This window comes from Porphyromonas gulae DSM 15663, from assembly GCF_000378065.1.
Taxonomy (GTDB): Bacteria; Bacteroidota; Bacteroidia; order Bacteroidales; family Porphyromonadaceae; genus Porphyromonas; species Porphyromonas gulae.
Genome location: NZ_KB899150.1, coordinates 90,401 through 104,282 on the forward strand (window position 1 = coordinate 90,401; position 13,882 = coordinate 104,282).

13 protein-coding genes and 3 pseudogenes are annotated in these 13,882 nt (G+C 49.2%); 10 read left to right on the forward strand and 6 right to left on the reverse strand.

Annotated features, from left to right (window positions below; translation table 11 throughout):
* Positions 1 to 12: 12 nt before the first annotated feature.
* Entirely contained in the window at positions 13 to 573 is a 561-nt protein-coding gene (locus F452_RS0102250) for a hypothetical protein (RefSeq protein WP_018964638.1), read from the reverse strand.
* Positions 563 to 1,108: an RNA polymerase sigma factor gene (locus tag F452_RS0102255; RefSeq protein ID WP_244263761.1), complete on the reverse strand. Its 546-nt coding sequence runs from the start codon at positions 1,106 to 1,108 to the stop codon at positions 563 to 565. Before F452_RS0102255 ends, F452_RS0102250 begins: the two co-directional genes overlap by 11 nt.
* Before the next feature lie 180 nt (positions 1,109 to 1,288).
* Here F452_RS0102255 and F452_RS0102260 point away from each other — a divergent pair.
* A pseudogene (locus F452_RS0102260) lies at positions 1,289 to 1,564 on the forward strand (DUF4138 domain-containing protein); the annotation flags it as partial.
* A 5-nt stretch (positions 1,565 to 1,569) separates the two neighbouring features.
* Positions 1,570 to 2,001: pseudogene (locus tag F452_RS0102265) on the forward strand (conjugal transfer protein TraO); the annotation flags it as partial.
* On the opposite strand, the pseudogene F452_RS11280 reads toward F452_RS0102265, so the two are convergent.
* The 4 genes and pseudogenes from F452_RS11280 to F452_RS12575 form a co-directional block, all read right to left on the reverse strand.
* Positions 1,997 to 2,149: pseudogene (locus tag F452_RS11280) on the reverse strand (transposase); the annotation flags it as partial. The pseudogenes F452_RS0102265 and F452_RS11280 overlap by 5 nt on opposite strands.
* 296 nt (positions 2,150 to 2,445) lie before the next feature.
* Positions 2,446 to 4,137 (reverse strand): alkaline phosphatase, encoded by a 1,692-nt coding sequence (locus F452_RS0102270; protein ID WP_018964642.1) that lies wholly within the window; start codon positions 4,135 to 4,137, stop codon positions 2,446 to 2,448.
* Positions 4,138 to 4,175: 38 nt separating this feature from the next.
* The gene (locus F452_RS0102275; protein ID WP_018964643.1) at positions 4,176 to 5,369 is read right to left on the reverse strand and encodes a M24 family metallopeptidase; all 1,194 of its coding nucleotides are present in this window, start codon (positions 5,367 to 5,369) and stop codon (positions 4,176 to 4,178) included.
* 105 nt (positions 5,370 to 5,474) lie between these two features.
* On the reverse strand, positions 5,475 to 5,774 hold the full coding sequence (locus tag F452_RS12575; protein WP_235317487.1) for a DUF1661 domain-containing protein: 300 nt from the start codon (positions 5,772 to 5,774) through the stop codon (positions 5,475 to 5,477).
* On the opposite strand from F452_RS12575, the gene F452_RS12580 reads away from it, so the two are divergent.
* From F452_RS12580 to efp, 8 genes are all read left to right on the forward strand, one after another.
* Positions 5,746 to 5,838 (forward strand): DUF1661 domain-containing protein, encoded by a 93-nt coding sequence (locus F452_RS12580; RefSeq protein ID WP_235316765.1) that lies wholly within the window; start codon positions 5,746 to 5,748, stop codon positions 5,836 to 5,838. The genes F452_RS12575 and F452_RS12580 overlap by 29 nt on opposite strands.
* Positions 5,839 to 6,090: 252 nt before the next feature.
* Positions 6,091 to 7,638, forward strand: coding sequence for a DUF4301 family protein (locus F452_RS0102280; RefSeq protein WP_033317123.1), 1,548 nt, complete (start codon positions 6,091 to 6,093; stop codon positions 7,636 to 7,638).
* 48 nt (positions 7,639 to 7,686) lie between these two features.
* Positions 7,687 to 9,474 carry an aminopeptidase P family protein gene (locus F452_RS0102285; RefSeq protein WP_026292119.1) on the forward strand — a complete coding sequence of 596 codons (1,788 nt, stop codon included), beginning with the start codon at positions 7,687 to 7,689 and terminating at the stop codon, positions 9,472 to 9,474.
* A gap of 9 nt (positions 9,475 to 9,483) precedes the next feature.
* A complete protein-coding gene (locus F452_RS0102290; RefSeq protein WP_026292120.1) occupies positions 9,484 to 10,023 on the forward strand; it encodes a gamma carbonic anhydrase family protein in 540 nt (179 codons plus the stop codon).
* A gap of 16 nt (positions 10,024 to 10,039) precedes the next feature.
* Positions 10,040 to 11,050: a tetratricopeptide repeat protein gene (locus tag F452_RS0102295; RefSeq protein ID WP_018964647.1), complete on the forward strand. Its 1,011-nt coding sequence runs from the start codon at positions 10,040 to 10,042 to the stop codon at positions 11,048 to 11,050.
* Positions 11,051 to 11,077: 27 nt separating this feature from the next.
* On the forward strand, positions 11,078 to 11,728 hold the full coding sequence (locus tag F452_RS0102300) for a ribonuclease H1 domain-containing protein (protein WP_018964648.1): 651 nt from the start codon (positions 11,078 to 11,080) through the stop codon (positions 11,726 to 11,728).
* Positions 11,677 to 12,915 carry a hypothetical protein gene (locus F452_RS0102305; protein WP_018964649.1) on the forward strand — a complete coding sequence of 413 codons (1,239 nt, stop codon included), beginning with the start codon at positions 11,677 to 11,679 and terminating at the stop codon, positions 12,913 to 12,915. The genes F452_RS0102300 and F452_RS0102305 overlap by 52 nt, the downstream gene beginning before the upstream one ends.
* Before the next feature lie 238 nt (positions 12,916 to 13,153).
* On the forward strand, positions 13,154 to 13,720 hold the full coding sequence (gene efp / locus F452_RS0102310) for an elongation factor P (protein WP_018964650.1): 567 nt from the start codon (positions 13,154 to 13,156) through the stop codon (positions 13,718 to 13,720).
* Positions 13,721 to 13,882 lie beyond the last annotated feature (162 nt).

Consider the following 13,882-nt stretch of genomic DNA (forward strand, 5'->3'; position numbering starts at 1 on the left):
TATTCTCCTTTTTTATTCTATTGTGTTTCTATCATATTCCTCTTCGGACATAGCTGTCTCCGTGTACAAGGCTTCCTCTTCCCATCCGAGCATCTCCACAAACTCCCCTTCCGCATCAGCCCCGCGATCGAGACAATACTCCAATAGCTCCATGGCATAGGCCGTTTCCCTAACGGCTTCGTCCCGATCGAGAGCGATCCCGTTCCTGTTGGACGAAAGCTGCCCCACCGTATTCAGCTCCACCGCCACGCCTATGGCCAGTGCCAAAGCCACACAGGCTACAGCCCCGTAGCGTACCCACCGAAGCGATAACCGCCTTGAAGGATGCCGGACACGATCTTCCCAACTCGCTATCTTTTCCAAGAGAGCCTTATCCGAATCATCCTCCATGGCCGTCTCACGCTCAGGAAGACCGATCAATGCTCGCAAAAGCTGCAAGTCCGAATCGTAGGGAGCCGGATCGGGCAATCCCTCCAGCAAGCAATACAGCTCCAACTCCTCCTCCGGAGAAGTGGTACCGGCATAAAAACTTTCCAGTAGCCAGCCGATTTTATTTCTCTCTTCACGCATCATCTTTCATCACCTCCTTAGCTTCTCTACGCAGTCTGCACAGTATCACCCTCACATTGCCCTCCGTCAGACCCAACCGCTCGGCAATCTCGCCATTCGAAAGCCGCCGGAAGTGGCTCATGGCAAAGACCGTTCGATGCAATTCGGACACACCCCTCAACCACTGCCGTAGCCTCCCGATTTGCTCCGAGAGCAGTAGATCGGCCTCACCACCGTGAGCCTCGGACAATTCCTGCACCTCGGCAGCCTCCAAGGAAGTCGGATAAGGGCTGTTGCTTGCCTTTCGTATCAGGCTCAGGCAGTAGTTCCGAGCTATTCGGATGGCATATGCCCTCGGATTGTCCAGTCCGTCCAGCCGCATTCGTGCTTCCCACAAACGCAGATAGACCTCTTGGGTGGCATCCTCAGCCTCCTCCCCGTCGCGCAAAAACGCGTGGCAAACAGCCCGAATGGAGGGGCGAATCGGAAGAAAAATCTCCTTGAAAGCGATAGTATTCACGTCGTACTCAGTCCGTTCTCTTGTGTAGAGGGCAGGCATCCGCAAGAATGCCCCTGTATATATGAAGATGCAAAAAGGCCCCATTTGTTACAAATGGAAGGAAAAACTTCTGCCGGTACCGAGTCTAATCGGAAGGAAAGTTATCACAATCGGAAGACCGCCAGACGATGATAGCCCAACCTACACCTAAAATAACAGCCTGCAATTTGACCTATAGACCTCTCTTTCAAGGTGGTGGATAAGAAGGTTGCCAAGTGTACTGCTATTCAGGAGCGAGTTCTGCAACCCTTGCGAGCATACCATCAAGTGATGCAGGTGCGTGCCGAAGATAGTGAACGTACCGTCTTTGCTCTTGAGCAACTCGCTCTCTCAGAGGATAAGGAACTCGAAGTTACCCTCTACGAAAAAAACGGAGGACGTATGCTCTCTTTCTACCTTGAGCAGGAAGACCTCTTACTGGCTAAGAAGATCGACAACCTCAAACTCAAATGGTAAATCCTATGAAGAAGTTTTGTTTACTCATCGCTTGTGCCCTGTGTGGACTCATCTCCGCAGAGGTACAACGATTCATCCCGAAACAAAAAGGCATTGAGGTCACGGCATCCGTACCACTTATCAAGGGCGAAAGGCTCTTTATAAATGGTCAATTTGGGGTGAGCGTTTCGCTCACCAAGTATCTCAAGCGAGAGAACTATGCCTTCCTTTCGGCAGACTACGAAGAGCAGAGCTTGCCTTATCGCTCGCATCAAGTGCCGATGCGTGATATGCTCTTACAAGTGGGTTATATGCAACCTATCCTCTCAGACAGAGGGAAGAATATCTTTACCTACCTCGGCATCTCTGCCCTTGGTGGCTATGAGGAGCTAAATGAAGAGAAGACGCTTCTGCCCGATGGGGCAACACTCCTTGACCGCTCTCGCTTCGTCAAAGGTTTTGGGAAATGTAGCCTCTGTCGGCAATGAGTTTGCCAAAAAGATTCTTGGTGAATGTTCCGTCTTTCAGAGGTTCTCTGTCATCACAATTGCCCGGTGTGATTTGATAGTTGATGACTTCACCCTTGTCGTTGATAACAATATGTAAGTCAGTTTGACGTATTAGTAACAGACAAGAGCGCTTACAATAAGGACTGAATCCTTGTCTTATCATTATTGCAGATCAAAAAGACAATAGACATGAGCGAGAATACACTTTCCGTCGGACACGAATAAGAAAATAAAACCCCGAAAGTTGTACAAAAACTTTCGGGGCTATCTACGCTTTAGTTATTCTTGTTATCTCTATCAGAGAAAAACATTCGGATCCATCTACAACATCTCATGGGATGTGTACAATCGGATCTGATCTTTCGATGCGTTTCCGACACACATCAAGCGGGCTTACTCTCCGAATAAAGAACGCAATTCACGAGGCAAATAGAAAGTATTGGTCTTGTCTACATAGACTACTACGGAAGACAGATCAACAGCTTTCTTATTGAAAATAACTGTATTGGAGAAAGGTGCTACCAGTAAGCGACGGCTGCCTTTTTTCACTTCAAGAACAGGTAGTTCCCCTTCCTTCTCTCCGCCTTTGATACTGTAGCTCATACCTTGGAACACCTCCGTATGGGGAGCAAATATCTTATCAGTAAGGACGGGCAATTGGCCTCCTAAATCAAACAGACGGCATAGGTAGTCATTCAGTTCATAGTTTATGACCATTCCCATCGGACGTGTATCCTGGGGATGATATGCTGCCAGTAGCACTTCTTCGCCGGTATGTCCACGAGTGGTGAAACCGATAGAAGTATGTTCAGTGTAAAGCGATGCGATAAAAGTACTGAGCGAACCGCTGTAGAGCGACTCCGTAGTCAGTTTTCGCTGTTCTTCGGGTATAGGGCTATGGATGTAGTCAGGACAGTTGTAAAGAGCTTCCAGCTCTTGGGCATTCAGCTCGAAACCACAGACCTCCTTCACCAGACTCTGGACCTTGTCCACAGGAGTATTCATCAAGCGGTCTGCAAGTCCGTCGGCTGTCATACGGAAACGACAGAGCTGATCGAAAAGATCTTTTGCCGTACGCTTATCATAGTCTTTGACACTTTGTTTGCCTATACTTACGCCACTATTGCCATGATCCGACACGATGATAACGGCTGTTTCACCATCTCGACGTGCAAAGTCGAATGCTGCAGCACAAGCGCGATCGAAAGCAAGGTATTCGGTAGCGATCCCCACAGGATCGTTGGCATGTGCAGCCCAATCCACTTTACTACCCTCCACCATAAGGAAAAAGCCTTCTTCAGATTTGTTCAGCTTGTCGATAGCCAAACGAGTCATTTCTTCCAATGAAGGGATTTTGGCCGTATCCCGATCCAAATCGTAGGGCATCTCACGCTCTCCGAATAAAGCCCACATCCTATCACCTTGGAAACTTCGCATGCCTTTTATATCATCCAAGAAGAGTCCATAGCCACGGCTATTGAGCACGGATTGTAGCTCCGGATGGAGGAAACGCGTTCCACCTCCGAGCACAACATCCAGGTTTTGGTGTACCATCTGCGCTGCAATCCAATCGTATTTCTTACGAGAATAAGAATGCGCAGAGCAATCGGCAGGAGTAGCATGAGGGAAGTGACAAGTTACCACAAGACCCGTTTTCTTTCCCTTCATAATTTTAGCTGCCTCCAGAAAAGTAGCCAAGGGCGAATAAGCACGAGCCTTATCCACCGGAATCAGATCAGCATCACCCGAACTGACAGGATAAGTCGATACAAAACCCGTATTAGATGGCATACCCGTCATATAGCACGAAGTAGTAGGAGCAGAGTCTCCAATAGGAGCATCGGACGAATAGGTCAGCACAGTGCCGCATATATACGGATCAATAGCCAAGTGCTGGCGTTCGGGATTCAGGTATCGCTGATACCAACGAGCCAGAGAAACTGCTGAGAGAGAAGTACCATCGGGAATCATCAGAATGACGTTCCGAACAGGCTTGACCTCCCGTGGCTGACCGGCATATAGAGCCGGAGAGAGTACGATAATAAAAAGAAGAATCGTACTAAGAGTTTGTTTGATTCGTTTCATTGTTTGTTAATCTGTTAAATGATTGATTTAATGTTCTATTATTTCGCGACAGCTGATAGATCTATCAGCTCTTCAGAACAAATCGTTAGTTTCTCTACGCCGGATTCCGTAACCAGAAAACTATTCTCATTACCTACGGCCCCAATACCGGGAAGAACGAATTTGGGTTCGAACGCTATTACCATCCCCGGCGTTAGCACCTCTTTGCTACGAGCCATTAGCACAGGCATTTCATTGATCTGTAGACCTATGCCATGTCCCACAAATTTAGCTTGTTGCTTCGTCCCCATGAATTTATCGGAAGCTCCCGCCGCTTCCACCATCTCCACAGAGCGATTGTATAGATCGGCACACGACATCCCGGGTTCGGCACTCTCCATTACCTTCGCCTGAATTTCCCGACTAAGGTCATGCAATCGCAGGGCTTCGTCCGATACTTTTCCGATAGCGTAGCTGCGAGTCATATCGGATATATATGCGGAATAGTTACCGGCCATATCCACCATAACGCACATACCTTCCTCCATGGGCGATCCGTTTGCGCCCAACGGCAAAGCATCTGTGCCACCTCCACCCATCGCGAAATCATAAGGAGACGGCGACTCGGCATTATCTCCTACGATCACATTGCCCATATAGATTTCCATTGCAGAACCATATGTTCTGAATATACCTTCGGAACCATAACTACGCATCAAATGTTCGATTGCGATCTGAAACTCTTTATCGGTCATACCCGGCTTATAAAGAGAGGGAATACGTGTATAAACTTCACCATGCACGGCTGCAGTCCGACGAAACAGTTCTATTTCACCCAGTGTCTTGATCATTCGTAAACGGCGCAACAAAGCCGTAGCATTACCGTATTCGGCATCCGGAAAGATACTGCGTTGGCGCTTGATATCGCTATAGGAAGATTCATCGTTTTCAAGCATGATACGTCGAGGCAAAACGCCTCCTCTATGCTGAATTAATGCGGGAATGTCTTCGAGTTTACGTATGGGACAAATATTTCCCTCCTCAATTACTTGTGGACGACGAACGAAAAAGATCGGTTCTCCCTCTGCCGGCAAATAGGCTGCTCCTCCATATATGGATCCGGAGAGATAAAGCAAATTGACATTACTTGTCACCAGCAAAGCATCATATCCTTCTTCTTCCATTGCTATACGTACGCGCTCTTGGCGTATTCGGAGATCTGCCTTCAAGGCTGCAGACGCTAATTTGATCATAATATTTTGAGATTATTTTGATTAACGGAACAAAAGTACTGAAAAGCATATTCGCAAGTCATGAATAATCGCGATTTGTCAGTACAGAAAACCATCTTATCCGATTTAGAGAGCCTTGCCGATTCCCCGATTTGCTTCTTCTACTTGCGAAAATACTGATATTGGGATTTGACTGACATGGACTTCATTGGCAACATTGAGTCGTATCCATTCGGGCAATAAACAGCAATGCAAATCATAAAAACGAATGATTTCGCTACACCGGAGGCTCGAGAACGTGCGACTTCGATCTATCGCAGCCTTAGCAATACGCTCCAAAAATGCCGTAACTGCGGTCTGTATTTCCTGAAACAGGTGGCGCGAGAATTTTTTCGTTGTGGCGCGTAAATTTTTTGCTTGCCGCACCAAAATCAAAAAGTTTGCGCGCCACGTTTTGGAGAGTAGCAAACGGGAAAATTTTCGCGCGTAAACCGATCGGTCATTAGGATTCCACTCCGTTTTGACCCTGCCATATCAAGAGTTCGGTATCCTGAATCATCGCTCCTCGCGAGGTGTCCGGATCGGATCCCGAAATCGTCCATAAGCTCTCTTTGACCTGCTGTGCTTGGATCGAACTCACGTTGAGAACGGTTATCCGAAAATATACGAGCTGTTTTTTACATTCAAGATTTGCGAGAATATCCCTACCTTTACACGTAAAGAAAATAGAAAGCAAATTTTGATGACTACTTCCCTCTTCAACAACGATGATCTGAACCAACTGGAATCTAAAGGTATCACACCGGAAGAAGCAATGCGTCAGGTGGAAGCCCTCAGATATGGATTCCCGTATCCTAATATCATTGCACCTGCTTCATTAGAGAATGGAATCATGCGTTTGGATGAGGATGACAAATCCGCCTATCTACTGGAATGGGACAGATATTTGAATAGTCCGAACTGCAACGTTGTCAAGTTTGTACCGGCATCCGGTGCCGCTTCGCGCATGTTCAAGGATTTGTACAACTTCCTCGATGCCGATTACAATGAGCCGACTACGGATGCAGAGAAAGCATTCTTTGCACACCTTACTCGATTTGCGTTCTATGACTCCCTTAACGAGACATGCCTGCGCAATGCTTGGCGCACTGTACCCAAGCTCATAGCTTCCAAAGAATACAAGACTGTGGTGGAGAATCTGCTCTATCCCAAAGGGCTTAACTATGGCAATCTCCCGAAAGGTTTGCTCCTCTTTCACCGCTATGGAAAAGAAGCCAGAACTCCCACCGAAGAGCATTTGGCCGAAGGAGCACTCTATGAGCGCAGCGGCACAAGACAGGTCAAGGTACATTTTACCGTTTCGCCCGAGCACATCGAAGAATTCAAAAACAACATAGATAAACGCCAGCGTTTTTTGGAGGACGAATACTGTATCCGCTACGAAGTTTCGTTCAGTGTACAAGATTCATCTACCGATACATTGGCACTAACTCCGGAGGGCGAGCTATTCCGCCTCGAAAACGGAGAGCTTCTTTTCCGCCCGGGTGGCCACGGAGCACTCATTCGTAATCTTCAGGAGACAAATGCTGACATCGTTTTCATCAAGAATATCGACAATGTAGTCCCCGACTTTCTCAAGTGCGACACCATTATATATAAGAAGCTCATCGCCGGCGTGCTGGTAAAGGCCAGAGAGCATATATTCAACTATCTCCAACTACTGGAAAAGCCCAAGGTCGTTCATGCCCAACTGATGGAGATCGTCGATTTCCTTCGGGACAATTTCTGCATCGAGATCTCGAATATAGACCTGATGGAGGACAAAGACCTCTTGGAACTGCTTCGTCGCAAATTAGACCGTCCGATACGTGTCTGCGGTATGGTGCGCAATCAGGGTGAACCCGGTGGGGGGCCTTTTATCATTCGCGAAGCGGACGGCAGTTCTTCCTTGCAGATACTGGAAAGTACTCAGATCGACATGTCCGATCCCCAAAAGAGAGCCATGTTCGAACAAGGCTCCTACTTCAATCCTGTGGATTTGGTTTGCTCTTTGCGCGACTACAAAGGGGAACCGTTCAACCTCGAATCGTTCGTCAATCCCAAAACGGCCTTCATATCCGAAAAGAGCAAAGACGGGCGTAAGCTGCTCGCCCTTGAACGACCGGGGCTGTGGAACGGGGCCATGGACGACTGGAATACGATATTCATAGAAGTACCTATCAGTACATTTGCTCCGGTCAAGACGGTCAATGACCTCTTGCGGCCTGAGCACCAACCCTGTCAGAACTAAAATAATCAACCCATAATAAACAATTCCCCAAAAACCTTTTAAACAACAATGACAAACGATATTTTGCAGCGTCTCGCGTCTTTGCGCAAAGTCATGAGTCATGAGCATATCGATGCTTATATCATCCCGAGTTCGGATGCCCACCTAAGTGAATATACACCCGAACACTGGAAAGGTCGCCGTTGGATTTCCGGTTTCACCGGATCGGCCGGTACTGTAGTGGTCACAGCAGATAAGGCCGGCCTATGGACGGACGGACGCTACTTCCTCCAAGCAGGCCAACAGCTCGAAGGTACCTCTATCGACCTCTACAAGGAAGGTATCCCCGGAACTCCCTCCATCGAACAGTTTCTTGCCGCCGAGCTGAAAGCCGGCCAAACAGTGGGTATAGATGGACGTTGCTTTCCGGCAGGTGCTGCCTTTGCAACCGAATCAGCTTTGGATATATACGGCATCAAATTAAGGACCGATAAGGATCTTTTCGATGAAGCATGGCAAGATCGTCCCGAAATCCCTCGAGGAGAGCTTTTCGTGCAGCCCGTGAAGTATACAGGAGAAAGCGTGAAAGACAAGATCGCACGTGTCAATAAAGAACTGGCTGCACAAGGTGCCAATGCCACGATTATCACCATGTTGGACGAATTGGCTTGGATATTCAATCTTCGTGGTAGAGATGTGGAGTGTAACCCCGTAGGAGTTGCTTTCGGTTATGTATCGGCTCGAGAATCTGTCCTCTTTGCTTTCCCGGAGAAGATTACGAAGGAAGTTCGCTCAGCCATGGAAGAAGGCGGAGTCAAAATTATGCCCTACGAAGCCATATATGAATATATCCCTGCACTGCCTGCCGGAGAAAGGCTGCTTATCGACAAGAAACGCATTACTCGCGCACTTTACGACCTTATTCCTGCTGCTTGTCGCAAAATAGACGGCGTCAGCACAATTACTGCTTTGAAAGCCATCAAGAACGAGCAAGAGCTATCCGGTGTTCGTGCCGCTATGGTACGTGATGGTGTTGCCCTTACCCGATTCTTTATGTGGTTGGAGCAGGAGTGGGAAGCCGGTCGCAACCATGACGAAGTGGTATTGGGCGAAAAGCTCACAGCATTCCGTGCTGCTCAGCCCCTCTATTTCGGAGATAGTTTCGATACGATATGCGGCTATCAGGATCATGGTGCTATCATTCATTACCGCGCCACACCCGAATCTGCCCACGTGGTCAAACGAGAAGGAGTACTCCTCCTCGATAGCGGAGCACAGTATCAAGACGGCACTACAGACATCACACGTACAGTCGCTCTGAGCACACCATCGTCCGAGCTCAAACGGGATTATACCCTTGTAATGAAAGGGCATATCGCTATTGCCACGGCACAGTATCTGGAGGGTACGCGCGGTAGTCAGATCGATGTACTGGCACGCAAAGCCCTTTGGGACAATGGAATGAACTATGCTCATGGCACGGGACATGGTGTGGGTTGTTTCCTCAACGTCCATGAAGGGCCGCAGAACATTCGCATGGATGAGAATCCTACCGAAATGAAAATCGGAATGATTACGAGCAATGAACCGGGGCTTTATCGTTCAGGTAAATACGGTATCCGAATCGAAAACCTCGTAGTGACCAAGTTGAACGTAGAGACAGAATTCGGCCGATTCTTCGGATTCGAAACGCTGACAGCTTTCTATTTCGACAACGAACTCATCGAAAAGAGCTTGCTCACGGCAGATGAATTGAAGTGGTACAATGACTACCAGCAGTGGGTGTACAAGACGCTTGCTCCCGAACTGACTGCCGAGGAAAGTGCTTGGCTCAAAGAGAAAACGCAGACTATCTAACCACAAAAAATGGCATTAATACAGAGTGTTAGGGGCTTTACCCCTATAATCGGCGAGGATACATTCCTCGCCGAAAATGCCACTATTGTAGGCGATGTGGTCATGGGCAAAGGCTGTAGTGTATGGTTCAATGCCGTATTGCGAGGCGATGTCAATTCCATTCGGATCGGTGACAATGTCAATATCCAGGATGGCTCCGTCCTGCATACGCTCTATCAAAAATCTACTATCGAAATCGGTAACAACGTATCTGTCGGGCACAATGTAGTCATCCACGGAGCCAAGATATGCGACTATGCCCTTATCGGCATGGGTGCCGTAGTGCTGGATCATGTAGTCGTAGGAGAAGGAGCCATCATTGCTGCCGGTTCGGTAGTGCTTACGGGAACGCAGATTGAGCCGAACAGCATTTATGCCGGTGCTCCTGCACGTTTTGTCAAGAAAGTCGACCCCGAGCAGAGCCGTGAAATGAATTTCCGCATTGCTCACAACTACCGCATGTATGCCTCATGGTTCAAAGACGAATCACCTGAAAAAGATACTCCTTAGTTTTTGATTGTCTATAATGAAATTTTTGAAAAGCCTCTTTGGCACTGACTCTAAAAAGGAAAAAGCAACTGTATCTTCCGATACGGATGTGAATGAACCGACTGTGGTAAATATCGAAAATAGCCACCACGCCGAGGAGCCGGAGCATGCCGTACGCCAAGCCGACACGCTCAAGTTCGATGCCATCAGAGCCATGAATATGGGAGAACTGGTCTTTGCTACGGAAGCCTTGCGCAAGGCTTTGGAGCTACGCCCCGAGTTTGAGACCCGTTATTACTTGACGGAAGTATTAGTTCGGCGCCATCTGCTGAACGAAGCATTGGCTCAGATGGACTCACTCCTTGAGGAGGTACCCTCACATACGGCGACCTTGCTGAACCGTGCGAAGCTGAGACTCGAACAAAACAATCCATCGGGTGCTCTCGAAGACTGTCGCGCCGGCATTGAATCCACATCCGAGGTCGAAGAGCAGGCCCTCTTCCTCTACTATGGAGCCTCTGCCATGAGAGACATGCAGAACCCTCAAGATGCCCTTTGCCTGCTCAAACAAGCTATCGAAAAAAACGAATCCTTTCTTCAGGCCAGATTGCTTCGGGCACGTATGCTCATAGATTTGGAGCGTTACGACGAAGCTTCACAAGATCTGGATCTGGTAGCAGCATCCGATGCCGAAGAAGAACAAGTGCCCATGCTTCGTGCCCGTATTTTTATGCTCGAAGGGAAGCCACAAAATGCCATGCAGGCATATGAGGAACTGCTGAGCCTGGATCCTTTCAACGAAGAGGGTCACCGTGGTATTGCATCGCTCATGATCGAAGAAGGCCGATCAGCCGAAGCCGAAAGGTTCTTGCGCGAAGCCATCGAGGAAATGCCGGAGCAGCGCAGCCTGACCTTGATGCTCGTTGAGATACTGGAGAATCAGGGACAGACAAAAGAAGCGGACGAATGGCGTGCCAAGCTGCCGGAAGTCGAGGCAGAAAGCGAAGCGGTTAATTTCAATGACCTGTACAAGGGCAACCTCTATTAGTAGCCGGCGGATAAACACCCAACCTTGATGGCAAAGAAGTGGTATGTGGTATGGGCAGGGCATACACCCGGGGTCTATGATAACTGGGATGAATGCCGAGCACAAACGGAAGGATTCAACAAAGCTCGCTACAAGAGCTTCACTACCGAAAGTGATGCTTTAAGGGCCTATGAAGACGGGGCAGAAGAGTTCTACCGCAAAGCCTATGGATCCACCGGGACGCACGGTGCCGATAAGTATCCCGATACAGATACTGTAGCACAATCGGGGCCTATCTGGGAGAGCCTTTCCGTGGATGCAGCCTGTAGTGGCAATCCCGGCCCGATGGAGTATCGAGGGGTACTGACAGCATCCAAAGCCGAAGTCTTTCGCGTAGGCCCACTGGAAGGAGGCACGAACAATATCGGAGAGTTTCTGGCCATTGTTCATGCCTTGGCTCTTTTGGAGAAAATGAAGAGACCTCACTACCCTATCTATTCGGATAGCATGACGGCTATCGGCTGGGTTCGAAAGAAAAAATGCAAAACCCTTCTTGCTCGCACAGATAAGAACGCAGCGATCTTCGACCTCATAGAGCGTGCAGAGCATTGGCTCTCTACCCACCGGATTACCAACCCTATATATAAATGGAATACTGTCGACTGGATGGAGATACCGGCCGACTTCGGACGGAAATAAAGCATCCGCGCCTCTTGCTCTTCAACCCCGGCCACGAGATGGTACCGGAGATCATTGGGAAGAAGCCCTACGTACCACCATCCGTAGTACGAACTATGATGCGCGATTTGGGTCTCCTGCCGGCTTGGCTGACAAAGAGCCGGCAGGACTTTGTATTCTGTCCGGAGGAAACCCTCCCCATCCCCGACACGCATCCACTCAAACCTGAAGCCCGGTTGCTCCAAATCCCCGACACTGCCCACCTCTCGAATGATTATACCTTGGATATGTGGGGACAGTCACCTGTCTGGTTGGCCGCTCTTCAGCATCGCTATCCTTGGCTCACCACTATCTCATCCCCACCCTATCCGCAAGAACTTTATGAGCATAGCCATCGGCGTGAAGCAACACGCTGTCTCGAAGCGATCGGACACAGCGAAATAGCTGCCCGTTGGTTCACATCCGTCGATGATTTCCTGGAACAAAGGCAGCGATGCTTCCCTCCTGATTCGGCCCTATTGGTCAAATTACCTTCCAGCTCATCCGGACGGGGACTGATTTGGCTGAGTTCCTCCCCTACCGACAATGAAATCGACCTGCTGGCCAAGGCCCTCCGACGCGCCGGCTCATTCAGCGTGGAGCCGGTATTGGATGTCCGTCAGGACTGGGCAGCCGAGTTTTATTCGGATGGAAAAGGCGAGCTTTACTTCGTTGGATGGTCTCGTTTCGACACCAACAAGCGAGGAGCCTATCAGGGCAATCGGCTCGCCACGCAAACCGATTTGACAGCCGAACTGACCGAAGCAGTCGGAACACAAGCACATGAAGAGGCTGCTGCATCTGTGAAAGATTATCTACGGGAACGCTTCGCCTCATTGTACACCGGCTATATCGGAGTAGACATGGCCGTATATGCCGAGAGAGACAGCCTGTTTCTGCACCCCTGTATCGAGATCAACGTACGCTACACGATGGGCGTTGCTGCTATCCTGCTCTATGACCTGAGGGTAGAAAGCGGACGAAAAGGCCTATTCGAGGTTAAGAGTTTTCGATCAGAGGGCGAAGCGCACAAATGGAATTTGATGATGCAACGCAGTCATCCTCCCCTTATCATGGACGGCAGGCTCCGTGCAGGCTATCTCCCCCTTACCATTACCGATCGGTCGAGTCGCTTCCTGGCCTATCTTCTAATTGCGGAAGACCGCTAACCGCTTTGCAAAGCCGGTGATCCGGATGTGCATGCAACTCATCCGTATTCAAACAGTTACATTATTCCTTCCTGCTTTAATATCTCTTTTCGAGGGCGATGGCCTTTCTGCCACGCCCACAATTTTTCTTACTTTTGCATCCGCAAGAGGGGGACTTAGCTGCGTCTTGAAGGATCGACAGCATTTCGATAGCTATCCCCTAATCCTTTCGTCATCAATAAAAAACGATTATACCCAAATGGCTACAACTGCAGACTTTCGCAACGGCATGTGTCTCGAAATAGAGGGACAGTACTACTTCATCGTCGAATTCCTACACGTCAAGCCCGGCAAAGGCCCGGCTTTCGTCCGTACCAAACTCAAAAACGTGGCTACAGGACGTATCCTCGATAAGACTTGGAACAGCGGCGTTAAGGTCGAAGAAGTCAGAATAGAACGACGCCCTTATCAGTACCTCTATCAGGATGAGATGGGATACAACTTCATGCACCCCGAAACCTTCGAGCAGATCACCATACCCGGTGCAAGCATCGACGGCGTTCAGTTCCTCAAAGACGGCGATATGGTCGAAGCCATGGTACATGCCGCCAGCGAAACGGTACTCACCTGCGAACTGCCTCCGCACGTTAAGCTGCGCGTGACCTACACCGAGCCGGGACTCAAGGGCGACACCGCCACCAACACGCTGAAGCCCGCTACCGTGGAGACGGGAGCAGAAGTACGCGTACCCCTCTTCATTCAGGAGGGAGAGCTCATCGAAGTGGATACCCGCGACGGCTCCTACATCGGTAGAATAAAAGAATAAAGCTGACAAGGGAACCTCTCCCACACGACAAAAAGCAAAGCACCCGCTCGGAGTTCGACAGGAACTTTGGCGGGTGCTTTGCTTTTTTATGCTTCCATGAAAGACGTCTTCGGCTTCTTTCCCCCATCGAATGGCTGACGATCTATATATAAAACGTTTTCG

Coding starts and splice junctions, on each gene's coding strand:
- F452_RS0102290 (WP_026292120.1), top strand. CDS start 9,484: ATGGCATTAATACAGAGTGTTAGGGGCTTTACCCCTATAATCGGCGAG.
- F452_RS0102255 (WP_244263761.1), bottom strand. CDS start 1,108: ATGCCTGCCCTCTACACAAGAGAACGGACTGAGTACGACGTGAATACT.
- F452_RS0102280 (WP_033317123.1), top strand. CDS start 6,091: ATGACTACTTCCCTCTTCAACAACGATGATCTGAACCAACTGGAATCT.
- efp (WP_018964650.1), top strand. CDS start 13,154: ATGGCTACAACTGCAGACTTTCGCAACGGCATGTGTCTCGAAATAGAG.
- F452_RS0102250 (WP_018964638.1), bottom strand. CDS start 573: ATGATGCGTGAAGAGAGAAATAAAATCGGCTGGCTACTGGAAAGTTTT.
- F452_RS0102305 (WP_018964649.1), top strand. CDS start 11,677: ATGGAATACTGTCGACTGGATGGAGATACCGGCCGACTTCGGACGGAA.
- F452_RS0102275 (WP_018964643.1), bottom strand. CDS start 5,369: ATGATCAAATTAGCGTCTGCAGCCTTGAAGGCAGATCTCCGAATACGC.
- F452_RS0102295 (WP_018964647.1), top strand. CDS start 10,040: ATGAAATTTTTGAAAAGCCTCTTTGGCACTGACTCTAAAAAGGAAAAA.
- F452_RS0102285 (WP_026292119.1), top strand. CDS start 7,687: ATGACAAACGATATTTTGCAGCGTCTCGCGTCTTTGCGCAAAGTCATG.
- F452_RS0102270 (WP_018964642.1), bottom strand. CDS start 4,137: ATGAAACGAATCAAACAAACTCTTAGTACGATTCTTCTTTTTATTATC.
- F452_RS0102300 (WP_018964648.1), top strand. CDS start 11,078: ATGGCAAAGAAGTGGTATGTGGTATGGGCAGGGCATACACCCGGGGTC.